The following is a 23345-nucleotide window of genomic DNA, read 5'->3' as shown; positions in this document are numbered from 1 at the left end:
TTTATTTCAATAAGCTTCCTCATAAATATTTATCGCGTCGCTAATGGTTATGGCTCGGGGATTGTTTTTAAGTAACCGGGTAATCTTCATTGCATCGGCTGCCATGGCGGGGATGGCAGACCGGGGTACACCCACGTCACTCAACTTTTCGGGGAGATGGCATTGTTTAATAAGCCCGCGTACTTTGTCAACACCGGCATATGCTGTTTCTAAGTCGGTACCCAGGCTATTGCAGCCCAATGCTCTTGCAACATCTGCATAACGCGCAGGTGCAGATATAGCATTATAGCGCATAACATAAGGCAACAACAATGCATTTGACAACCCGTGGGCTATATGAAACATGCTGCCTAAAGGATAGGCCAGGGCATGTACCCCGGCGGTATTTACCGGCCCCAGGCAAAAGCCGCCAAGCATACTGCCAATGGCCAACTGGGCGCGTGCGTTTTCATCTGCGCCGTCACTAACTGCTTTTGGAAGGTTGGCAGCAATAAGCCTAATGCCTTCAAAAGCGTACATATCAATAAAAGGATGTGCAAATAGGTTAGTGTAAGCTTCAAGGCAATGGGTAAGGGCATCAAGGCCTGTAGCTGCCGTAATATCCGGCGGTAAATTATAAGTTAATGCCGGGTCAATTATCACGGTATCCGGAACAAGGTATGGGCTGATTATCCCTTTTTTTTGATTATCAGTGTCGTCAATTAATATGGCATTCGGCGATACTTCGCTGCCGGTACCGGCAGTAGTAGGTATGCATATCAATTTAACGCCCCGTTTTTTGAGCAGGCCATTACCTGTTATTTCATTTATGGTTTGATCATTTTTTATTTGTGCAGCTATTACCTTGGCTGCATCCAACACACTACCGCCGCCAATGCCAATAACTGCATCAACGGGCTGGCCTGATGCGGTTATTAATAAACTGTAGATATCGGCATAAGAGGGTTCGCGGGTTATCGATGTATTTACCTGTACCTTGATGTCTTTTTGTTGTAACTGCTTAATAACCGGGCCAATGGTTGTTAAAAGTACATCAATTGTAACAATTAATACATGAACGTGCCCTGCACCAATAATTTCGTCGGCCAGTTCAATTATTGAATTTTTTCCGATGATAATTTGCCCCGGAAATCTTACCTTTATGTTCCTGAGGGCACTATCTGTTTGTATCATTATATATAGATATACGCTGTTGAAAATTGATAACCACACTCTTGAAAGTACCGGACTGATTGTATACTTGGTATGAAACAAAGATGTGTAAAGGCGCATATGGTTTTTATCTATCTGTTATCAAATTATTGTACGATCTTATCTAAAGATAATAACGCCTGGTTGAGAAATAGGGTCGGGATATTTGAACTTTAAGTATAAAAGTTACTGGACAGCCTGGAACGCATCGGCGTAGAAGAATTTGAGTTCTAAGACAGTGCATGACAGTTGTGCTTTGGTCTCCAATTACCTTAGTAAAAAGGTTTTTAGATAGTTATAGCAATAAATAGCTAATTGCAGGCTGGCGCATTAAGGTAGTCGGCGCCACCAATTTTAACTTTTACCTGCGACACTGCTTTGTGCACAAAGAGTGTCTTTATTTTTGAAACTAAAAACAATCTATATGAAGACAGTAAAAACGTTAGGGCAATTTATTATAGAGAAGCAGGCCGATTTTCCGTATGCCAAAGGCGAACTTTCGCGGCTTTTACGCGATTTAGGTATCGCAGCAAAAATTGTAAACCGCGAAATTAATAAAGCCGGGCTGATTGATATCATTGGCGAAACAGGCGAAACCAATTCACACGGGGAGCACCAGAAAAAAATGGATATATATGCAAACGAACAGTTCATTTCGGCATTGCAAAGCGGCGGTGAATGTTGTATTGTTGTTTCTGAAGAGAATGAAGAACATATTTATATCGACTCTGAGATATCAAAAAACGCCAAATATATTGTGGCTATTGACCCCCTGGATGGTTCATCTAATATTGATGTAAATGTAAGTGTTGGCACTATATTTTCTATTTACCGCAGAAAATCGAACGAAGGTAAAGCAACGCTTCAGGATGTTTTGCAGAATGGTACCGAACAAGTAGCAGCGGGATATGTAATTTATGGCTCATCCACTATGTTGGTATATACCACAGGCAAGGGGGTAAACGGTTTTACACTTGATCCCTCAATTGGAGAGTTTTGCTTGTCGCACCCCGAAATGAGTATTCCTGCCGAAGGTAATACTTATTCTATAAACGAAGGATACTACACCCATTTGCCCGAAGGCGTTAAAAAATATATTAAATATTGCCAGGTAGAAGATGATATCACCAATAGGCCGTATACTTCAAGGTACACCGGATCGATGATTGCAGATATTCACCGTAATTTAATAAAGGGGGGCATATTTATTTACCCAACCACAGCACAGTATAAAAATGGAAAACTTCGCCTGGTTTACGAGTGCAACCCGATGGCGTTTATTGTGGAGCAGGCAGGTGGTTTGGCTACTAACGGATACGACAGAATTTTGGATATTGAAGTAGAGCAGCTCCATCAGCGTTCGGCTATATTTATAGGATCGAAGTTAATGGTAAAAAGAGCGCAGGAGTTTATGAATTCTTTTTCACCTAAAAGTGCTGTTGCCTTGGTTTAGCATAAATTGGTTGTTTAGGACGCTATATTATAACCTGCACTTAAGGAAAGCCATCCGATTAATCGCATAAACTTATTCATAAAGCATCTTCCTTTAACGGAGGGTGCTTTTTTATTATGTTGCCATACCGCTTATGCCACAATAAATAATCCGGTTAACAGTTTAATCTATAACGTAATCCTTAGAGATTTACTAAGTACCTGCTGTTTCTGGCGCAACATCCACAAACGTTTACCGGTTCGATGACAAATGCAGCTTAATCATTATGCATGATGTCTCCATCAGGCAAATTCAGGCCAACAGTGAACCATTCCCTCTCTGTTTTCTAAGCCCATCAACAGCCATAGGAAATCCGTGCCTGTTATCTATTACTATTAACGCTATTTTTATGGCCATACTTATTTTTTTTATCGCGCACTGGTTTCTATCGCTATTTTTTCAAACTTTCTTCCAACACAGGTATGCTTCGCACCGAATGTTTACCACAAATAAATTCTGGGAACGCATATTTTATCTGATGGCCTATCTTTTCGAGGGCACTTCGTTTTTAAACCCGCGGGCTTATGCCATGATGCACCGCCAGCACCATGCTTTCAGCGATACAGAAAAAGATCCGCATTCGCCGCATTTCTTTGCAGATGTTTATCAAATGATGAAGCATACTATTAAAACTTTTGGTGATTACGTAAAACGGAGCAAAAATCCCGAGATACAATTCCCGGGGTATTACCCTGAATGGCCGATAGTTGACCGCATGGGCTCTTCGATATTATCAAGACTGCTTTTTGGCGCGGCGTATGCCTGCTTTTACATTTTTTTTGCTGCCCATTGGTGGATGTTTTTATTATTGCCCGTACATTTTATGATGGGGCCTATCCATGGCGCTATTGTTAACTGGTGTGGCCATAAGTATGGGTACAGAAATTTTGAAAATGATGATAAATCAAAAAATACAACGCCATTTGATTTTTTGATGCTGGGCGAGTTGTTCCAGAACAACCACCATAAGCACCCAAATAGTGCCAATTTTGGGAAAAAATGGTTTGAGATAGACCCGGTTTACCCGGTTATGAAGCTAATGCACTGGATGCGCATCATCACCTTAAGAAAAGCATGAGGTAGTGCCGGCCCGAACTAAATAAGATCAATAATAAAATCAATAATAAAACGCTTTCAGGCCGGTAACTACCTAAGGTGAAGTTGATTGTCGGCACCAAGAGCTCAGTAAATGAAAAGTACTGTCGTGGTTACCATGTCATATTAAATACGTCCCAAATTACCCTTCTACCTGCGTTATTGTCCAAAAGTCATCTGCAAGGTCAGTACTGGTAATGTAATCATAGGGCATTAAAAAATAGCCTTTTTGTCCCCAGGCATCGCCCCAGCTGTTGCGGATAATGAATGCTTTTTTACTATCGTCGTACCCGGCAGCCATAACCGCGTGGCCACCCAAAACACTTTCGGTTTTTGAAGGCATGGGTAGTACGCCGGTTTGTGCAACTGTAGCACTTTCAAAGCTTTGGTACACCGTAAACCCAAAAACAAAAGGATTGCCGGTAGCGAGGCACGATTTGAGCTCGCTGATATTCATATTATTTAGACGGGTATATTGCAGGGCCTGACTTTTTTTTGCCTTTGTAAATGATGTTTTTGTTGGCTTTTTGGCAAACTTCTTGATGTTGTACGGCCAAAGTTTTTCGTCGCAAACACCCAATGTGGCTACCGATTTTATGCCATCGCGCAGCTGGGCCCCGCTGTCCTGGCTTACAGTGCCTTCCAGCACCCGTTCGTTATAATAAATAAACAGGCGCGATGGATTAAAAACCGGCAATTTTTGCCTCATGAGTTCAAACTGAAAAGCGCCGCCTATGGCATTGGCCGTACATGAACCTAATTGGCCCTGATCATAAACGGGCGGGCATTGCAGCCGCATGTCAACCATTGGTGGTAGCGGCTTGGCTAAAGCTTCGGGTCTAACTATGGCATATCTTAAATCGCGGTGATCGGGCAGGTCGGGTGTCCAGCCGTAGTGTTGAGTTTTTTGTATCATGACAGACGGGGCTAAGTAATTGTGAAGTAAAGCTATATGGATTCAGGTAAATATATATACGTGTTTTTACGCTATTTTAAGCGTAGTGCTACTGGTTTGTCATTTGTCATTAGTCATTGACGCTGCGCTTGTCATTGGTGTATTTATTAAAAAAATTAAAACAATCGTTGCCAATCAAACTTGCCCTTAAATGACCAATGACCAATGACCAATGACCAATGACCAATGACCAATGACCAATGACCAATGACCAATGACCAATGACCAATGACCAATGACCAATGACCAAATGAAAACTAAAAATTATCTTTACAACGGTAATTATCCCTAAATTACGTTTTCTATTATATACCAATTATGGATCTGTCATTCAATATAAATGAAGATATAAACAAGCAGCTTGTTTATGAGCTTAAAACCCGGCTTAAAAAAGTTTACCTGGGTGGTGGCGAAAAGGCTGCTTTGAAACAAAAAGAAAAAGGCAAAATGCTGGCGCGCGAGCGGGTGGCCTATTTGATAGATAAAGATAAACCCTGGCTGGAGGTTGGCGCGTTTACTGCCGATGGCATGTATGCCGAGCATGGCGGCTGCCCGTCTGGTGGTGTTATTTGCGGTATTGGCTATGTATCGGGCAGGCAATGTGTAATTGTGGCCAATGATGCCACGGTAAAGGCCGGCGCCTGGTTCCCGATAACCGCAAAGAAAAATTTACGCGCGCAGGAAATAGCTATGGAAAACCGGCTGCCTATCATTTACCTGGTAGATTCGGCAGGAGTGTATTTGCCTTTGCAGGATGAGATATTCCCGGATAAAGAACATTTCGGCCGTATTTTTAGGAATAATGCCATGATGAGCAGTATGGGTATCGTCCAGATTTCGGCCATTATGGGCTCATGCGTGGCCGGTGGCGCGTATTTACCTATCATGAGCGATGAGGCTATGATTGTAGAGGGCACCGGATCGGTTTTCCTGGCAGGATCGTACCTGGTAAAATCGGCCATAGGCGAGGATGTGGATAACGAAACCCTGGGCGGCGCTACCACGCATTGCGAAATTTCGGGCGTTACCGATTATAAACAACCTAACGACCAGGCTTGCCTCGATTCTATCCGTAATATCATGGGCATGGTGGGCGACTATAACAAGGCCGGGTTCGACAGGATTAAGCCGGTTGCACCAAAGTTAGACCCCAAAGATATTTACGGCATTTTGCCCGATAACCGCGAGAAGGCTTACGATATGCGCGAGATTATATTACGGTTACTGGACGATTCGGCTTTTGAAGAATATAAGGAAGGTTATGGCCAATCTATCATTTGCGGCCTGGGCCGGGTTGATGGCTGGGCGGTAGGCATTGTGGCTAACCAGCGCAAGGTGATTAAATCAAAGAAAGGAGAAATGCAGTTTGGCGGCGTCATCTATTCCGACTCGGCCGATAAGGCAACCCGTTTTATTATGAACTGCAACCAAAAGAAAATTCCGCTGGTGTTTTTGCAGGACGTTACCGGTTTTATGGTAGGCAGCCGCAGCGAACAGGGGGGCATTATAAAAGATGGTGCCAAAATGGTAAACGCGGTAGCCAATTCGGTAGTGCCCAAGTTTACCATAGTTATAGGTAACTCCTACGGCGCAGGTAACTATGCCATGTGCGGCAAGGCCTACGATCCACGGCTGATATATGCCTGGCCATCGGCAAAAATAGCCGTTATGGGCGGCGCGCAGGCAGCCAAGGTGCTGGTGCAAATGCAGTCGGCAGGGTTAAAGGCCAAAGGGGAGCTGGTAGATGAGGTAAAGGAGCAGGAACTGTTAAAACAAACCACCGATAGGTATAACAGCCAAACCACACCATACTACGCAGCGGCAAGGCTTTGGGTTGATGGTATTATCGACCCGCTGGAAACCCGTAAAGTAATATCTATGGGGATAGAAGCTGCCAACCATTCACCTATTGAAAAAGCGTTTAATGTGGGGGTGATACAGACTTAGTTGTGAGTTGTGAGTTGTGAGTTGTGAGTTGTGAGTTGTGAGTTGTGAGTTGTGAGTTGTGAGTTGTGAGTTGTGAGTTGTGAGTGGGCATTATGTTAAATCGAACGAAATCAAAATCCAAAAAATCTGACCAATCTGCATAATCGCGGTTCAGAAAAAAATGTGTTATGAATGCAACAATTGACGAAATTATACTTTTTGCGGGTGGTGCTTTTTTAGCTGTTTGGGGTTTTGCCAAAATAACCGAACGGCGTAAATTATTAAAAAACGGGGTCCGTGTTGAAGGTACGGTTATGGAAAATGACTATAGTGGTAATGGGAGTAGTTATTATCCGGTAATAAGGTATGTAACGCTTGAAAAGGACTGGGTAACTAAAAAATACGATATTGGCAGCAGCCCGCCTGCATTTAAAGAGGGCGAAACCGTTAGGGTGATATACAGTCCGGATAATAATCAGCAATTTATAATAGACAACTGGCACAGCAAGCTTTTGGCTCCGGTATTTATTGCTATCGGGATAGCTTTAATAATTGGTGTAGTTGTATACTATATATTGTATCAGTAATAATTACGAAAAAAAATGATTTCTGAAATAAAAGCAGTCAATGACAATACGAAAGGCAGCCTGATTATTGGTATGCTGGGATTCTTTATTGTTGGGATTGGTGTTGTAAGAATAATTTTGCGCCGGCAACTTTTTAAAAATGGTATTCGTGTACCTGGGACGGTGGTGCGGATTGATGAAAGCTTTGAAGATGGTAAGCCGATGTATCACCCTGTGTTTACTTATCAAACCGTAAAAGGTGAAACAATAACCAATCGAAGGGCTATTGGCTCCAATCCGACATCGTTTTCAGTAGGCGAGAAGGTGAAAATTATTTACGATCCAACCGAAAAGGATAATTACATAGTAGATAACTTTAGGGGGAATATCGTTGGTTATTTGATAGCTGCAGCTGGCATTATTGTCATCCTTGCTGCCTTCTCTATTTAAGACGCTAAAAAACAACCTAAATCCCTGCCTTTAAACATAAAAAAAACGCCGGTTCCCCCGGCCCTGCTTTCATTAAAGTTATAGGCTCAAAATGTTCAAGGCAGGGTTGTGAAAATATAGTCTTCACAACCCATATACGGAAGATTTACTGACTTACTTCACCGGGGCAGGAGCTGTTTCCTTTTTATATTCCTCGTTTAGCCCGGCAAGTACTTCTTTGGTCACGTCAAGGCTTTCGTCACCATAAAGCATGGATGGGTTTGCTTTTGAGTAGGTAAGCACAATTTTATAGCCTTTTGTTTTAGTATAAGTTTTTAAGTATGCCGCTATATGGTCATACAGCTTTGAATTTTGCTCTGCTTCTTCATCCTGTAATTGCTTGGCTGTGTTTTGAGAAAGGGCCTGCAATGTCTGCTGTTTTGTTGCCAGGCGTTTTTCTGTAGTGGTACGCTGTGCCAGGTTAAGTGACGACGCGCTTTTCTGGTAAGCGGCTACTTCCTTTTGAAACGCAGTGCCTTTTGCTGTAATTTCGGCCTGGGCTTTTTGCGAAAGGTCCTGCAAATTAAATCTTACAGCTTTATAATAGTCGTAATTATTAATAAGCGAATCTGAGTTAACAAAAACGATAGTATTGGCAGCGCTGGCAGCGGCGGGCGCAGTTTGCGCGCTTGCGGCAAGCGAGGTCAATATAACAGAGGCGACGATGATAAGTGACTTCATAATTTATTAATTTAAAAACCGCGAAGTTACGGCTTAAAAATAAAAGGCATTGCCCATACCAGGAAAAAATAAATATATCTTTCATTATTATGCTGATTTTTATGTTTTAAATGGATCGTTATAATTTCATTATTGGTAATTTGCGGAAGATGAAAAGGGCATGGGCAACCAGTACGCTTATAATGATGATGCCCGCATTTACATAAAAAAAGCATATAATATCCCTGAAATTTTTATCTTGAGGCATGAAAAAACTGTTGTTTCCTTTATTGTTTATTTCTTTAAAGCTGTGTGCGCAGGATGTCGCTAAAATCCACCAGAAGGCAATTTTAATAGATACCCATAACGATGTATTATCTAACGAATTGATCACGAAGTTTGATTTGGGTAAACAGCAAACCGAGGGCAATTTTGATTTGGTACGCGCCAAAGAGGGAGGACTGGATGCGCAGATTTTCTCTATCTGGTGTGGCGAAAATTATGGTAAAGGTACCGCCTTTGCTTTTGCCAATCGCGAAATTGATTCTTTGTACGCGCTTATTAAACGTTATCCCGATAAAATTACGCTGGTACACAACAGCGCCGAACTTAAAAAAACGGTAGACCAGAAAAAACTGGCCGCACTGATAGGGGTTGAAGGTGGCCATATGATTGAAGACCGCATGGATTATATTGACAGCCTGGCCAAACGGGGCATGAATTATTTAACCCTTACCTGGAACAACAGTACCTCATGGGCAACTTCGGCCCGCGATGAGGTGACCAAAAAAGATAGCCTGAAATTTTTAGGCCTTACCGATTATGGCAAGCAAATTGTTAAGCACCTGAACCAGTTGGGCGTTATGGTTGATGTATCGCACGTAGGCGAACGCACTTTTTACGATGTGCTGGCTACCGCTACCAAACCCGTTATCGCATCGCATAGCTGCGCCTGGAGTATTGACCCCAGCAGGCGCAACATGAAAGACGATCAGCTGAAAGCCCTGGCCAAAAACGGGGGAGTGATCTGCCTTAATTTTTACAGCGGCTTTGTAGATAGTACCTATTCACCAAAGGTGGCAATGTTTTTACATCAGCATAAAGCCGAGCTGGACTCCCTCGTCAAAATTTACCACGATGGCGACCTGGCCAACATCAGGCTGAACTCGATGTATAAAGCCGAATCGGACAAAATTCGCCCGCCCCTGAGTTTGCTCATCCATCATATTGATTACATAGTAAAACTAATAGGGGTTGACCATGTAGGCATCGGCTCGGATTTTGACGGGGCCGAATCCTATCCGCTGGGCCTTGATAGCGTGAGCGATTATCCAAAAATCACCGAAGAACTACTGAAACTAAACTATACCGAAAAGGATATCGATAAAATTTTAGGTGGAAATTTGATGCGGGTTTTGAAGGCTAATACGGGTAAATAATTATATTTGTGGTAACCTTAAGTTATCACTATATGATTAAAAAATTACTCTTCGTTGCATTATTAATAATTTCTATCGGTCATAAGCTTTACGCCCAGTCGCCTTTCATGTTTTACATAACAGAGTCGGGCGATCACACCGACAACAAAGCATTGGCTGCGTCTTATGCCGTTGTTGAAAAACTTCCCGGCGATTCTGTGTGGTCGGTAAAGCAGTTTAACATGAGGGATATCATCCTTACATCCGGATTCTTTAAAGACGAAACACTGTCTGTACCTACCGGTAAGTTTATTTATTACCATAAAGTCGATTTTAGCCCGGATATTAATTACCGTGCAAATGGGATAGCAGATACATTAAACCACATTCAAACTACCGGCTATTTTGTTGACGGCGAGAAAAGCGGCGTTTGGACGGATTATAGTTTTGGCCGCAAAACAGAATTGCACACGTATAACAAAGGCAGGTTAAATGGTTTGTGCCAACTTTATGGCAATGATGGCAACGTATCTTTAGAAGGATATTATGTAAACGACCATAAAGAAGGTGAATGGTGCGGATTGGATGCCGAAGGCTTTGTGAATTTTACTGATGCTTACAATAAAAAAGGCATTAACATAAAGCATACCAATTATCTTGAAAATAACTACAGGCCGCCGGTAATGCCATTTGATTTACATACATACTTACGAAACCGCACCACGGGCTTTCGAACTCCAGACCATAGCGGTACTTTGGTGCTTGAATTGAAAATTAGCAAGGAGGGTGTTGTTACAGAAGCTAAAGTAACGCACGTTGCCGACACCAATTTTGATGAATTGATGGTTAAGGCTTTTATGAATTCGCCAAAATGGAAACCGGCAACATATAAAGGCGAAAAGGTAGATTCGAGTTATCGGCTTACGCTCAACATCGTCGACGTGATGCGGCCGGAGACCATTTATTAGGATCTGTTGAATAGTTAAAATTAATGGTTTGATAATAGTTTACCTGTTACTGACCCAATGGATTGACTTTTTTTATAAATTTGTGCCTCATTTATAACAAATGTCTGAAGAATTAGAACACGTAAAATGCCTGATCATCGGATCGGGCCCGGCAGGATATACTGCTGCCATATACGCCTCAAGGGCCGATCTTAAACCGGTAATGTACACTGGTTTATTAGCTGGCGGGCAACTTACACAAACAACCGACGTAGAGAACTTTCCTGGTTATCCGGAAGGCATCATGGGCCCCGAAATGATGGAAGATTTCAGGAAACAGGCCGAACGCCTGGGTACCGATATCCGTTTTGGCTATGTAAGCTCGGTTGACTTTACCAGCCTGCCGCATAAAGTAGTGGTTGATGAAGTAAAAACCATTCTTGCCGATACCGTTATTGTTTCAACAGGTGCATCGGCCAAATGGCTGGGCCTGCCATCTGAACAAAAATACAGCGGCTTTGGCGTTTCGGCCTGTGCTGTATGCGATGGTTTCTTTTTTAAAGGCCAGGATGTAGCTATAGTAGGTGCCGGCGATACTGCTGCCGAAGAAGCCACTTACCTTGCCAAATTATGCCGCAAGGTATACATGATCGTTCGCCGCGATGAATTCCGTGCTTCAAAAGCAATGGTGCACCGCGTGAAAAATACACCCAATATCGAAATCCTTTACAATACCGAAACCAAAGAAATTCTTGGCGATGGCCAAAGTGTAACGGCGGTTAAGGTAATTAACAACGTTACCAATATCGAAACCGACCTTGACGTTACCGGTTTTTTTGTGGCGATAGGCCATCATCCTAATACCGACATTTTTAAAGGCTGGTTACATATGGACGAGACAGGTTATATCATAACCCGCCCCGGATCAACTGAAACCAACGTAGAGGGCGTATTTTGCTGTGGTGATGCCCAGGACCATATTTACCGCCAGGCTGTAACAGCCGCAGGTACGGGCTGTATGGCCGCCATTGATGCCGAGCGTTACCTTGCCGGTAAAGAGCATGTGGTAACGGCATAGGCCCCACCCAATCCTCCCCTGAACGGAGAGGATTTCTAAAAATAGAAAAGGTCATTTGGTAAACAGATGGCCTTTTCTATTTTTAGAAATCCTTTTGTTAAAAGAAGAACGAGGGTTCGAAAGGCACGGGTATCGGGAAAAGGCAACATTCATGCTTTTGTTACAAAGGAAAACTTCTTATAATTTTTTAAAAAGTTATATATTCACGGCTCAGTACCAATCTCATACTACTATGCTCAAAAAAACTGTCGTGATGCTAAGCGCATTGTTAACCGTGTTTACTATTGTTAAAGCCCAGGATACCGATCCGTATGCGGGGATTATCCCGGCGCCGGTGTCGCTCACAAAAGCCCCCGGCACTTTCCTGTTCAGCCAGGAAACAAAAGTGCAGGCCGATTCGCCCTCAAACAAAGCAGTGCTATTTTTTAAAGATTACCTGGCCGGTAGCCAGGCGTACAATGCGGCCATCGTTGTGAAAAACGCCGGGGCAGCCTCCAATGTCATCACGTTAACATCTGCCGGTACCGATAACCTGCCGGCCGAAGGTTACCGCCTAACCATTACCCCGCAGCAAATTACCGTTGCCGGTAAAGGCGCCGGTTTGTTTTATGGCATTCAAACGCTCATCCAGCTATTTCCGGCCGATAGGGCTGCCACGGCTAAGTTGCCTTGTGTGAATATTGAGGATTATCCCCGTTTTGGCTACCGTGGCGCTATGCTTGATGTAGGCAGGCATTTTTTTGGCGTAGAGATGGTTAAAAAATATATCGACCTGCTGGCAGCCTACAAGCTAAACAACTTTCACTGGCACCTTACTGAAGACCAGGGCTGGCGCATCGAGATAAAAAAATATCCAAAGCTTACACAAATCAGCAGTATGCGTGCGCAAACGCTTATTGGTGGCTACCGCGATAAAACACCGCAGCAATTTGACGGCACCCCTTACGGAGGATTTTACACCCAGGATCAAATTCGCGATGTGGTAAAATATGCCGCCGCCAGGTACATCAACATCGTACCCGAAATTGAAATGCCAGGCCACTCGCAGGCTGCATTGGCCGCTTATCCTGAACTAAGCTGCGATCCAACAAAAACTTACAAGCCTGCCGAAACCTGGGGGGTATTCAATGATATCTACTGCCCATCCGATAAAACATTTGCCTTTATTCAGGATGTTTTAACCGAGGTGATGGCGCTGTTCCCCAGCAAATACATCCACATTGGTGGCGACGAAGCCCCTAAGGATGCCTGGAAACAATCGGCATTTTGCCAGCAGCTGATTAAAAAACTTAAACTAAAGGATGAAAATGAGCTGCAAAGCTATTTTATACAACGGGTTGAGAAATTTGTAAATTCCAAAGGCCGCAACATCATTGGCTGGGACGAAATTTTAGAGGGTGGACTTGCGCCTAATGCAGCTGTAATGAGCTGGCGCGGCGAAGAAGGTGGTATAGCAGCCGCCCAGCAAAAACATAACGTGATTATGACACCTGGCAGCCACGGCCTTTATATAGATCATGGCCAGGGCAAACCAAGCCAGGAGCCGCTGAGCATTGGCGGTAACGAGCCGCTGTCGAAAATTTACAGCTATGATCCAACCCCCGAAGCATTAACCCCCGAGCAAAAAACATATATTATGGGGGTACAGGCCAACCTTTGGACCGAATATGTAGCAACCGACGCTAAGGTGGAGTTTATGCTGCTGCCGCGCTTAATGGCCCTGTCTGAAATTGCCTGGAGCCCCCTGACTAACAAAAACTTTAAAGATTTTAGCGAAACCCGCTTGCCATCGCACTTAGCCTGGCTGGATAAAAACAACCTGGATTACCATGTGCCGGTTGCAATTGGGGCAAAAGATACCGTAATGATTGGTTCGCAGGTAAGCGTGAACTTGAAATCGCCGGTTGATGGCGCAAAAATTTACTATACTATTGACGGCTACACACCGCGCGAAACCGATTTGGAGTATCATATCCCCATGAACTACGATGTACCAGCCGACCAGTACCGCGAGTTACAAACCATTGTAATTACCCCATCGGGCAAGCGTAGCAACATTACCCGCACATTGGTTTACAATAAAGCACCTTTTGCAGCCGTTAACTATACAGGCAACGCAAGTGGCCTTAAATACCAATTATTTACCGGCACTTTTGGCAGCACCAGTCAATTAATAGGCTTGCCAACTGATAGCGGAGCAGTAAAAAACTTTAGTACAACAGATTTCAGGAAAAGTAAGGGTAAGTTTGGTGTAATTTACAACGGATTTATTAATATTGAGGCTGATGGCAACTATGGCTTCTCAACATTATCGGCCAATGGTTCGGTTTTGTTGATAGATGACCAGGTTGTGGTTGATAATGATGGCAAGCATACAACCAACGAGCAATTTGGCGCTGCCCCTTTATTGAAAGGTTACCACAAGTTTACACTTAAATATGTAGACGCCGGTGGCAACAACACGTTGAAGGTTTTTATATCGGCACCAGGCAAAACCAAGGCCGAGTTGACAGCCGATGTGCTGAAAAATTAACAGAAGGATAAAACTTATAATGGTCAGGAGATTTTATTATATAGCTTTTTTAATGGCCGCGGTAACTATAGCCGGCTGTGGCGGTAATCAACCTAAAACAGCCGGCCCACCAGCAACGCCTAAAGCGCCAGAACTGATGAAGCCATTCAGGTACCATAAAATGATTGAGGTTTCGCCGGGGCAAACTTATGATGTGTTTAGCTGGGGCAGGGGATCGCAGGAGGCAGGTGCGTTTATGATCTTGCATTCAGATTCGTCGGCCATTAAATATACCACCACAACCGGCGACCTTGATGGCCAGATCACCGACGTTTATAACTCGGATATGGACGTTGATGGCAACCCTGAAATATTGATAGCTGTTAAATCAAAAGATACCATTAACCGTACGGGTATTTACGCCTATGAGTTTAATAACGAAAGTAAAGCCAATAAACTCGATTTTCCTAAACTAAACAGCTCACAGCGCAAAGGCTACCGGGGCGATGATAATTTTTACATTCGGGATGGCAAACTCATTCGTGAATTTCTGATTTATAAAGGCAGTGGTAAAGATGCAACGTCAACCGGTGCGAAGCGGCAGCTTGAGTATGGATTAAGCCGCAACGAATTTACCGTAAAGCAACTAAGCAAAGATTCGGTTGATGTTGCTCCAAAAGGGACTACGGCGAATGCCGCGCCAAAGAAGCAGGATGATAAGCCAGCAACCAAGAAATCTGAGAAGAAAAGTTCTTCTAAATCAAGCAAAAAGAAGAAGCACAAAAGACATCATAGCGATTAAGCTATTGTCTAATTCTTATAGTTTTAACAAAGGCGCATTAATGCGCCTTTGTTGTTAAAAATGAGTTAACTGAAGCAGGTTGCGCTTATAACTAAGCTATGAAGTTCATTATTGCAGGATCATAACACAAATGGGGTGTCTGTATCATCCCGTATTCTTCGCTGTAACGCGGTATTGCTCGGGCGATGAGCCAATATATTTTTTAAAAATGCGCGAAAAGTAATAAGGGTCTTCATAGCCAAGCCCGGCTGCTACAGCCTTTATTTTATCGCTATTGGCATATAATAGCTGACAGGCCTTTTGCATTTTTAAGTGAATAAAATAATCAATAGGGGGCATACCGGTGGCTTTACGAAACAGGTTGGAAAAATGTGATACCGATAAACTATGCTTGCCGGATATGTCTTCCACGCTTAGTTTTTTGTTTAGGTTACTGCGCATGAAGTGGACAGTTTTGGTGATGATATCACCTTCATCATCGGTATTATGGCGGATGTGCCGCTCCGGCATCAAAAAAGTAGCTATAATATGGTACAGGCAAAAGCACGCGCTGTTAATGTTTTCAAGGCTGTAGCCCATCTCCAGGGTTTGGTAAATGTTTTGCCATATAGTAATCGCATTTTCGTTAAAAGGGATGTTTACCGGGCCGCGGCCGATACTTAAGTTGAGCGATTTGTTGAAGCTTTCTATATTATCGCCCGTGAAATGTACCCAGTAAATGGTCCACGGGTCGGCATTATCGGCCCAATACCTCATGTATTTATCAGTAGCCGGTATCAGTATAAACTGGTTGCTGCGTACTTCAAAGCGCTTGTTATCTACAATATAATGACCTTTTCCCTGTAAGCAGTAAATGAGTATGTTGTCTTCACAGCCTTTGCGGCGTTCGCGATAATGAAATGCCGCCTTCGGGAAATAGCCTATATGTGTAATATAGATATGGAAAAGTTCGGGATGTCGCTGTTTGGCATCGCGCAGTACTTTTTGAGGAATGCTGATGAATTTTTCACCCTCAAAACCTTGCCGCCTTTTAAAGCTGTTATTCATCAAATATAGTATTAAGGAATAATTGGTGTTACAGTGGGATATTACATCAGCAGAAACATAGCATCCGGCATTTGAGTGCTATTATAGATAAAACATTCTATAAATTACAAACATTTACCCCGTATTGTAAACCTGCCACAACATTATGCCAATAAGCCACAATTTTGCTGATGGTTTAATGGAATAATCCATTAAAAAAAATGTTTTGGCTATTATAAACTCACAAACATCGGTTTACTTTTGGTTTGTTCATAACAACCAATATAACCAGCTCTGTTGATCTTGCTTTTAAAGTTTTGCCCCATTGGCGGTTGACGGCGGTAAACTATAAGTGGCCTGCTTCAAGCCTTTTATATGGTAAAAACATTACAGTTTAATTTTAAACCTGTGTACGCCGGGTTTGCTCCGGCTTCACTACAACATTTATATGCTATTAAAAAATAAAGTAATTTTTTTAACTGGCGGTACCGAAGGCATAGGCTTTGAGTGCGCTAAAATATACCATGCAGCCGGCGCCAAGCTGGCCATTGTTTCCAATTCGGAGCGGAGCGTTGATGAGGCCCGGTCAAAGCTGCAGTCACTGGATATCCTGTATCTTAAGGCCGATGTTTCAATAGCTGCTGCTATAAGGCAGGCTATTGCCAAAGCTGTAGATTATTTTGGTAAAATAGATGTGATTCATAATAACGCGGGCATCAGTAACCCTTCAAAAGCTGTTCATGAAACCACTGATGATGAGTGGGATGCTCTTTTTGATGTAAATGTGAAGGGTATATTTAACACCACCCGGTATGGAATTGATGAACTTAAAAAAACGCGTGGCAATATTCTAAACACCAGTAGTTTGGTTGGCGATATGGGGCAGGAGATTCATGCCGCATACAGCGCAACAAAAGGCGCTGTAAACGCTTTAACCAAATCGATGGCGCTTGACTATGCCCCTTACGGTATCCGCGTTAACGCGGTGGCCCCGGCAGGTGTTTGGACACCCATGCTGCGGGCCTGGAGCCAGCAACAGCCCGACACCAATTCGATTGAAAATTACCTGGATAACATTCACGCCCTGGGCTATTGCCCTGAAGGCGACGTGGTGGCCGATGCCTGTTTGTTCCTTGTATCCGACCATGCCCGGTTTGTAACCGGCTGTATTTTACCCGTTACTGGCGGTGCCGAGTTAGGTTATCGCCGCGTGTTAAACCAAACCATTTAATCAATCTCCCAAAAACTTTATATAATATGATTAAAAATATACAGGTTGATGATATCCGTTATAAGCTTGATGGCGCGGCCGGCAGCGATGCTATACATACCGATCCTGTTTACTCATACGCGGTAACCCGTTTATTTGACGATAGCGGCCATACAGGGGTCGGCTTTGCCTTTACATTGGGCGAGGGTAATGATTTGGTTTGCAAAGCTGCGCAATATTATGCCGATAAAATTAAAGGCAGGGATATTGAAGATACCATGGCCAATTTTGGCGATTTGTTCAAAAGTTTGTCCAACGATCAGCAATTTCGTTGGCTGGGGCCGCATAAGGGGGTAGTGCATTTGGCGCTTGCTTCGGTTACCAATGCCTGTTACGATTTGTGGGCCAAAAAGAGGGGCCTGCCACTTTGGAAACTGTTAACTGACTTAAGCCCCGAACAAATTGTAGCTACGTTAGATATGTCGTACCTTGAAGATGAGTTGACTCATGAACAGGCTATCAACATGCTCAAAGAGCAACAATCCACCAAAGCAATTCGTGAAAGCATTTTGCAAAAAGGTTATCCGGGGTATGATACATCCATAGGCTGGTTCAATTATTCGGATGAAAAAGTGCGCGAAAACTGTAAAATTGCACTGGCCGAAGGTTTTACCGCAATGAAACTTAAAGTTGGCTCGGCCGACCCTGAAAGGGATATCCGCCGTGCGCATATTGTGAGGGAAGTTGCCGGCGATAATGTAAAAGTAATGCTGGATGCCAACCAGCAATGGAACCTGCCGCAGGCGGTATCGATATGCCATAAACTTAAAAGCATGAACCCGTACTGGATAGAGGAGCCAACTCACCCGGATGATGTTTTAGCCCATAAAACTCTGGCAGATACTATTTCGCCGTTAAAACTGGCTTTAGGCGAGCATGTGCCCAATAAAATCATTTTTAAAAATTATCTGCAAACCCGCTCGGCTTCATTTATCCAGGTAGATGCTGTAAGGGTAGGAGGTGTAAGCGAATTTATAACTGTAAGCCTGCTATGCAAAAAATACGGGGTACCTGTAGTGCCACATGTGGGCGATATGGGCCAACTGCATCAGCACCTGGTTTTGTTTAATCATATAGCAATCGGTCACGAGGCTTTATTTTTAGAGCATATTCCACACCTGCAAAAGCATTTTGTAAACCCTGTGAACATAACAGGTGGCGTGTACCAAACGCCACAGGAACCCGGGAGCAGTTGCGATTTGAAAATATTGGGTTAGTGAGTAATGAGTAGTGAGTAGTGAGTAGTGAGTAGTGAGTAGTGAGTAGTGAGTAGTGAGTAGTGAGTAGTGAGTAGTGAGTAGTGAGTAGTGAGTAGTGAGTAGTGAGTAGTGAGTGAAAATGGGCTTGTCAAATTAACGATTTAGCATTTACCAATTAGAGTTTAGAGTTTTAAAATTAGGATTTTTCCAGATGATACACACACCAGATTTGATCATTAGTGGCTTGTACATAGCGGCGATATTTATTATCGGCCTGTGGTCGGGTATTCGTCATCAGCAAAAAACAAAAAATAACAATAACGAGGCCGGCGAATATTTTTTGGCAGGTAAAAAGCTGCGCTGGCCAGTGATTGGCCTGGCCCTATTTGCTACAAATATTTCATGTGTGCACCTGGTGAGCCTTGCTCAAAGCGGGTTTGATACAGGCTTGCTTAACGGCGATTTTGAATGGATGGCGGCATTTACGCTAATCCTATTGGCTTTGTTTTTTGCGCCTTTTTATATCAAATCAGGCGTATCAACACTGCCCGATTTTTTAGAAAAACGTTATGACAGGGCCAGCCGCGATTGGCTGGCCGTTATATCGGTAGTATCGGCGGTGTTGATTCATATTGCTTTTTCGTTGTTGGCGGGTGGCATAGTATTGCATACGCTGTTTGGGGTTGATATGTATACCAGTGTCATCATCATCTCTATTATTACTACTATATATACTGTAGTTGGCGGTTTAACGGCCGTGGTAGTTACCGAATCTATCCAAACCGTGGTGCTTTTAGGTGGCGCTATTATCATGAGCATTGCGGCTTATACCAAAATGGGTGGTTGGGAGCCAATGGTTGAGGTATTAAAACATACCGGGCAGCTTAATAAACTATCCATGCTTCGCCCTCATGGCGATGCCAGCGGTATGCCATGGTATGCTGTTTTTTTGGGATACCCGGTATTGGGCATCTGGTATTGGTGTGCCGACCAAACCATTGTACAGCGCGTTTTAGGTGCCAAAGATGAAAACCATGCCAGGGTTGGTCCGCTGTTTTGCGGTTTTATCAAAATATTACCGGTTTTTATTTTTGTAATGCCAGGGTTGTTTGCCTATACACTGGCGCAAAGCGGGCACCTGGATATTTCGGCTTTAAAAAGTGTGATTGATGGGAAAGAAGTGGTAAACAGCAAAGGAATTTATACGTTGATGATTACCCAGCTAATTCCTCCGGGGCTGATAGGCGTGCTTGTTGCCGCGTTATTATCCGGTTTAATGAGCCAGATATCGGGGGCGTTAAATTCAATATCAACCATTGTAAGCTACGATATTTATAAAAGATATAAACCCGAAGCAACAGACAAAAAACTGGTGAGCATTGGTAAAATAGCAGCCGGTGTTGCACTCGTTTTATCATTAATGCTGTTGCCGCTACTCAATAATTACGAAAGCATATTTAATGGTTTAAATGACATTATTGCCCACATAGCGCCGCCAATAACCTGTGTGTTTTTATTAGGTGTTTTCTGGGAAAAGGCATCGGCCGTTTCGGCCAAATATACTTTATGGGTAGGCTCGGCAATAGGGGTAGTGGTGTTCATCATCGGAAAGGTTTACCCTGCAAGCGCAATTGGGTCAATTCCTTTTATGATGATGGCTTTTTATCTTTTTGTAGTGTGCCTGTGTTTACAGGTTGTATTATCATATATGTACCCCGTTCAGCATACTAAAGAAAGCGCTACCCTGTATTGGAAATCGCCCTGGGAACCTCTGCGCGGTGTAGCCCGGAGTGGGTTAGGTAGTTATAAAGTACTTTCGGTTTTGTTAATTGGCATAATGGCCGTATTGTTTTACATTTTTAGGTAATGGCATCATGAACAAAGTTCTCCTTCAAATCCAACGGTTTGCAATTATACTCATCAGTTGCATCATCGGCTTTTCTGCCTGTAAAAGTGGCAATAAGAAGGCCACCCTACAGCAGGATACTGCATCAGCAAAAGCAGTGCAGCACAAAAATGTGCAGCGTTTTGGTATGGTAACCGGCTTAAAACCCGAAAAGATGGCCTATTATAAACAATTGCATTCGCATGCCTGGCCAGGAGTTTTGAAAAAGATAACAGAGTGCAATATTCGCAATTACTCCATCTATATTCAAAAAATAGATGGCAAGTATTTTTTGTTTAGTTACTTTGAATATGTGGGTGTTGATTTTAAGGGCGATATGGCCAAAATGGCCGCCGATACCACCACCCGACGCTGGTGGAAAGAAACCGATCCAACGCAAATACCTCTACCTGAAGCTGCTGCGCACAAACAGCAATGGCAAGCCATGGATGAGGTGTTTCATATGAATTAAAACCTTTGCACAAGCCAAATTGCAAAAAAACTTACCTGTTTTATAAACTGATTAAAATTTAAGAAGTGTATTGAAAATGAAGAGTTGTTTTAACAGCGAATATTCCATTGTTAGTGAAAAACCTAATGTTTAACTTTAAGGGATTTTATTTAGTTTTGATTTTAAACTGTCGGCGCTATGAGCCGCTTTTTCGTTATAAACCTAACGTTGTTTTTTAAGCTTTAATTGCACCTTACTTATAGATATTTTAGCCTTTGGGAAAGATCCTGATAGGATCTATAAATAGATTATGAGCCCGAACAGTATTTGATATAAAACTGAATAAATTGATATTTAACCTGATAACTAAAAATATGAGGAAAACTTTACTTTTTAACAAAAACATCATTCTTTTTGAACTGCATCCGTTTAACCCGTTGGTGAAAAACGCGATATGCCCTGTTAATCACGTAAACCAGACCCGCTAAATGAAAAAGGTGGGCGGTTATGTTTAATTACGGCGTATACACAGATGAGCAGCTTACCGCCCTTTTAAAAGAGGGGGACCACGCTGCCTATACCGAAATTTACAGGCGGTACTGGAAAAAATTGCTGTTAATAGCCTGGAACCACAGTAAAGATCAACTTGCTGCAAAGGATATTGTACATGATGTATTTATATCGTTGTGGGAAAGGTATACCGATGTCGAGATCAATAACCTATCCGCCTTCCTGGCAACCTCAGTAAAATTTACCGTTTACAAGTATTACCAAAAAGAGCAACGCAGGAACGACCTGGCTTTACAAAACTACGAATATGAAACTACCGTAAATGATGAAGATAAGCTCGACGCGATTTTTTTGCAGGAATACGTAAACGGAATTGTTGAAAAAATGCCCGAGAAATGCCGCCTGGTGTTTGGCTACAGCCGCAATTTGGGAATGAAAAATTCGGAGATAGCAACCAAAATACAAATTACCGAGAAAGGGGTAGAGGCAAACCTTACCCGCGCACTCCGTATTATCAGGGGTGAACTTAAAAATCACGGCTGGATACTCATCGTAGCTATCCATATCCACCGGCTTTTCAAATAAAAGAGAAGAGCACTTCTGCCTTTTTTAATTAAATAAACTTTTTTTTAATAACCATGTAGGGTATCGTTCTTTTCGCGGTACATCTATATACTAAAGCGCAATACCAATTGAACCGCGAAACCATTTACAAGTTAATACGTAAGTATAAAGATAATACTGCGACCGAATCGGAAAAGGAAACTTTAACCGAATGGTACCGTAGTGTAGCTAACCAGGATGCCGAATTTCCCGACGACGAAGAAAGTGTTGAGGAAGAAATGCTTTTGCGCCTGAATCAGCAAACTAAACCTCAAAAACCGCATCGCTTTTTTTTGAAGCGCTGGTCAGTTGCAGCATCTATACTTTTTTTGCTTTCTGCAGGAGCCATTTTTTTCATAAAAAAAAATGGGAGTATCCAGAAGCCGGAATTAGCGCATAATATGATAATAGCACCAGGCGGAAACAAAGCCATCCTAACGTTGGCCAATGGGCAAAAAATATCGCTCACAGACGCACAAAAAGGACAAATAATTCAGCAAAAAGGTGTTCAGATATCGAAAACTGCCGATGGTCAGGTGGTTTACACAGCAGCAACCGACAGTAAAGAAAGTTCCGGTGCGATTGCTGTAGCACAATATAACACGATGGAAACACCCAGGGGTGGCCAATTTCAATTGTTTTTGCCCGATGGCACCAGGGTATGGCTTAACGCGGCTTCTTCGTTAAAATACCCGGTAGATCTTGGATCGGCCGGCGAGCGCAGAGTAGAATTGAGTGGTGAGGCCTATTTTGAGGTAGCCCATAATAAAGACAGGCCGTTCCGGGTAATTACCAATAGGCAGGTAGTTGAAGTTTTGGGCACCCACTTCAATGTTAGCGCTTATAATGATGAACCGAATACAAAAACCACATTGCTTGAAGGATCAGTGAAAGTTACCGGCGGCGATAAAAGTGCCATGTTAAAGCCTGGCCAGGAAGTAAGCCTTACAGACCATTTTAAAGTATCTGATGTGGATACTGAAGAAGCCGTAGCCTGGAAGAATGGCTATTTCAGGTTTGACGATGAGCGCTTAGAAACAGTTATGCGCAAAGTATCCCGCTGGTACAATGTAGATGTTGTTTACCGGGATAACGATGTTAAGGACGATCTGTTTGCCGCGGTAACTACCCGCTTTGCTAATATATCAACCTTGCTTAAAATAATGGAGCAAACCGGCGACGCAAGTTTCAGTATTGAAGGATCAAAGATTATTATAAGCAAAAAAGTAAAAAAGTAAACTGTCAAAACCAATAATAACCAATTATCAAC

Annotated in this window: 20 protein-coding genes; 16 read left to right on the top strand and 4 right to left on the bottom strand. The window is 43.0% G+C overall.

Going from position 1 to position 23345, the window contains the following annotated elements; translation table 11 throughout:
* Positions 1-6 precede the first annotated feature (6 nt).
* The gene (locus PQ469_RS15190; RefSeq protein ID WP_274213732.1) at positions 7-1173 is read right to left on the bottom strand and encodes an iron-containing alcohol dehydrogenase; all 1167 of its coding nucleotides are present in this window, start codon (positions 1171-1173) and stop codon (positions 7-9) included.
* A 442-nt stretch (positions 1174-1615) separates the two neighbouring features.
* On the opposite strand from PQ469_RS15190, the gene fbp reads away from it, so the two are divergent.
* Positions 1616-2644 (top strand): class 1 fructose-bisphosphatase, encoded by a 1029-nt coding sequence (gene fbp / locus PQ469_RS15185; RefSeq protein WP_274213731.1) that lies wholly within the window; start codon positions 1616-1618, stop codon positions 2642-2644.
* Between the two features lie 388 nt (positions 2645-3032).
* Positions 3033-3761 (top strand): acyl-CoA desaturase, encoded by a 729-nt coding sequence (locus PQ469_RS15180; protein WP_274213730.1) that lies wholly within the window; start codon positions 3033-3035, stop codon positions 3759-3761.
* A 159-nt stretch (positions 3762-3920) separates the two neighbouring features.
* Here PQ469_RS15180 and PQ469_RS15175 read toward each other — a convergent pair whose 3' ends face one another.
* Positions 3921-4694, bottom strand: a complete 774-nt coding sequence (locus PQ469_RS15175) for a C1 family peptidase (protein ID WP_274213729.1) — start codon at positions 4692-4694, stop codon at positions 3921-3923.
* 357 nt (positions 4695-5051) lie between these two features.
* Between PQ469_RS15175 and PQ469_RS15170 the strand changes: the two genes are divergently transcribed.
* From PQ469_RS15170 to PQ469_RS15160, 3 genes are all read left to right on the top strand, one after another.
* On the top strand, positions 5052-6680 hold the full coding sequence (locus tag PQ469_RS15170) for an acyl-CoA carboxylase subunit beta (RefSeq protein ID WP_274213728.1): 1629 nt from the start codon (positions 5052-5054) through the stop codon (positions 6678-6680).
* A gap of 167 nt (positions 6681-6847) precedes the next feature.
* Positions 6848-7246: a DUF3592 domain-containing protein gene (locus tag PQ469_RS15165; protein WP_274213727.1), complete on the top strand. Its 399-nt coding sequence runs from the start codon at positions 6848-6850 to the stop codon at positions 7244-7246.
* A gap of 15 nt (positions 7247-7261) precedes the next feature.
* Positions 7262-7675, top strand: coding sequence for a DUF3592 domain-containing protein (locus tag PQ469_RS15160; RefSeq protein ID WP_274213726.1), 414 nt, complete (start codon positions 7262-7264; stop codon positions 7673-7675).
* Positions 7676-7828: 153 nt separating this feature from the next.
* Here PQ469_RS15160 and PQ469_RS15155 read toward each other — a convergent pair whose 3' ends face one another.
* Positions 7829-8395, bottom strand: coding sequence for an OmpH/Skp family outer membrane protein (locus PQ469_RS15155; RefSeq protein ID WP_274213725.1), 567 nt, complete (start codon positions 8393-8395; stop codon positions 7829-7831).
* A 245-nt stretch (positions 8396-8640) separates the two neighbouring features.
* Between PQ469_RS15155 and PQ469_RS15150 the strand changes: the two genes are divergently transcribed.
* The 5 genes from PQ469_RS15150 to PQ469_RS15130 all read left to right on the top strand — a co-directional run bounded on the left by PQ469_RS15150 (position 8641) and on the right by PQ469_RS15130 (position 15131).
* Complete coding sequence (locus PQ469_RS15150; protein WP_274213724.1) at positions 8641-9813, top strand: dipeptidase; 1173 nt, start codon at positions 8641-8643, stop codon at positions 9811-9813.
* 32 nt (positions 9814-9845) lie between these two features.
* Positions 9846-10760 carry an energy transducer TonB gene (locus tag PQ469_RS15145; RefSeq protein WP_274213723.1) on the top strand — a complete coding sequence of 305 codons (915 nt, stop codon included), beginning with the start codon at positions 9846-9848 and terminating at the stop codon, positions 10758-10760.
* Between the two features lie 100 nt (positions 10761-10860).
* Positions 10861-11817: a thioredoxin-disulfide reductase gene (gene trxB / locus PQ469_RS15140; RefSeq protein WP_274213722.1), complete on the top strand. Its 957-nt coding sequence runs from the start codon at positions 10861-10863 to the stop codon at positions 11815-11817.
* 232 nt (positions 11818-12049) lie between these two features.
* Positions 12050-14350 (top strand): family 20 glycosylhydrolase, encoded by a 2301-nt coding sequence (locus tag PQ469_RS15135; protein ID WP_274213721.1) that lies wholly within the window; start codon positions 12050-12052, stop codon positions 14348-14350.
* 19 nt (positions 14351-14369) lie between these two features.
* Positions 14370-15131 carry a hypothetical protein gene (locus tag PQ469_RS15130; RefSeq protein ID WP_274213720.1) on the top strand — a complete coding sequence of 254 codons (762 nt, stop codon included), beginning with the start codon at positions 14370-14372 and terminating at the stop codon, positions 15129-15131.
* A gap of 144 nt (positions 15132-15275) precedes the next feature.
* Here the strand turns inward: PQ469_RS15130 and PQ469_RS15125 are convergent, their stop codons facing one another.
* The gene (locus PQ469_RS15125) at positions 15276-16178 is read right to left on the bottom strand and encodes an AraC family transcriptional regulator (protein WP_090652747.1); all 903 of its coding nucleotides are present in this window, start codon (positions 16176-16178) and stop codon (positions 15276-15278) included.
* A 427-nt stretch (positions 16179-16605) separates the two neighbouring features.
* On the opposite strand from PQ469_RS15125, the gene PQ469_RS15120 reads away from it, so the two are divergent.
* The 6 genes from PQ469_RS15120 to PQ469_RS15095 all read left to right on the top strand — a co-directional run bounded on the left by PQ469_RS15120 (position 16606) and on the right by PQ469_RS15095 (position 23313).
* Positions 16606-17388, top strand: a complete 783-nt coding sequence (locus tag PQ469_RS15120; RefSeq protein ID WP_274213719.1) for an SDR family NAD(P)-dependent oxidoreductase — start codon at positions 16606-16608, stop codon at positions 17386-17388.
* A 26-nt stretch (positions 17389-17414) separates the two neighbouring features.
* Entirely contained in the window at positions 17415-18644 is a 1230-nt protein-coding gene (locus PQ469_RS15115) for an enolase C-terminal domain-like protein (RefSeq protein ID WP_274213718.1), read from the top strand.
* A 193-nt stretch (positions 18645-18837) separates the two neighbouring features.
* Complete coding sequence (locus PQ469_RS15110) at positions 18838-20493, top strand: sodium:solute symporter (protein ID WP_274213717.1); 1656 nt, start codon at positions 18838-18840, stop codon at positions 20491-20493.
* A gap of 7 nt (positions 20494-20500) precedes the next feature.
* Entirely contained in the window at positions 20501-20983 is a 483-nt protein-coding gene (locus PQ469_RS15105) for an L-rhamnose mutarotase (protein WP_274213716.1), read from the top strand.
* A gap of 486 nt (positions 20984-21469) precedes the next feature.
* Positions 21470-22057, top strand: coding sequence for a sigma-70 family RNA polymerase sigma factor (locus tag PQ469_RS15100; protein WP_274213715.1), 588 nt, complete (start codon positions 21470-21472; stop codon positions 22055-22057).
* A 107-nt stretch (positions 22058-22164) separates the two neighbouring features.
* Complete coding sequence (locus PQ469_RS15095; protein ID WP_274213714.1) at positions 22165-23313, top strand: FecR family protein; 1149 nt, start codon at positions 22165-22167, stop codon at positions 23311-23313.
* The last annotated feature ends 32 nt before the right edge of the window (positions 23314-23345 follow it).

Origin of the sequence: Mucilaginibacter sp. KACC 22773, assembly GCF_028736215.1 — a bacterium.
Classification (GTDB): domain Bacteria; phylum Bacteroidota; class Bacteroidia; order Sphingobacteriales; family Sphingobacteriaceae; genus Mucilaginibacter.
The sequence above is the reverse complement of the archived record's forward strand: the minus strand, read 5'-3'. Positions and strand labels throughout refer to the sequence as shown.